This window comes from Klebsiella sp. 1SOBk5mer, from assembly GCF_046603115.1.
Lineage (GTDB): Bacteria > Pseudomonadota > Gammaproteobacteria > Enterobacterales > Enterobacteriaceae > Klebsiella > Klebsiella quasipneumoniae.
Window position 1 is genome coordinate 1 of record NZ_JBKIUU010000041.1, and the last position, 353, is coordinate 353.

Genomic DNA, 353 nt, shown 5'->3' on the forward strand with positions numbered 1-353 from the left:
CTCTGAAGTTTTCTTGTGTTCGCAGTAAAGATGGTGGAGCTATGCGGGATCGAACCGCAGACCTCCTGCGTGCAAAGCAGGCGCTCTCCCAGCTGAGCTATAGCCCCATCGTTTGCAACCTCTTCAAATTTGCTTCGCAAATTTGGTAGGCCTGAGTGGACTTGAACCACCGACCTCACCCTTATCAGGGGTGCGCTCTAACCACCTGAGCTACAAGCCTGTAGAGGTTTTTTACTGCTGTTTTTCATCAGACAATCTGTGTGAGCACTACAAAGGCAGGTTCTTTAAGGTAAGGAGGTGATCCAACCGCAGGTTCCCCTACGGTTACCTTGTTACGACTTCACCCCAGTCAT

At 50.4% G+C, this 353-nt stretch carries 2 tRNA genes and 1 rRNA gene; all 3 read right to left on the minus strand.

From position 1 onward, the window contains the following. Positions 1 to 31 precede the first annotated feature (31 nt). Positions 32 to 107 (minus strand) — tRNA-Ala (locus ACLH1U_RS25240). 36 nt (positions 108 to 143) lie between these two features. Further along, positions 144 to 220, minus strand: a tRNA-Ile gene (locus tag ACLH1U_RS25245). Positions 221 to 290: 70 nt separating this feature from the next. After that, a 16S ribosomal RNA gene (locus ACLH1U_RS25250) occupies positions 291 to 353 on the minus strand; the annotation flags it as partial.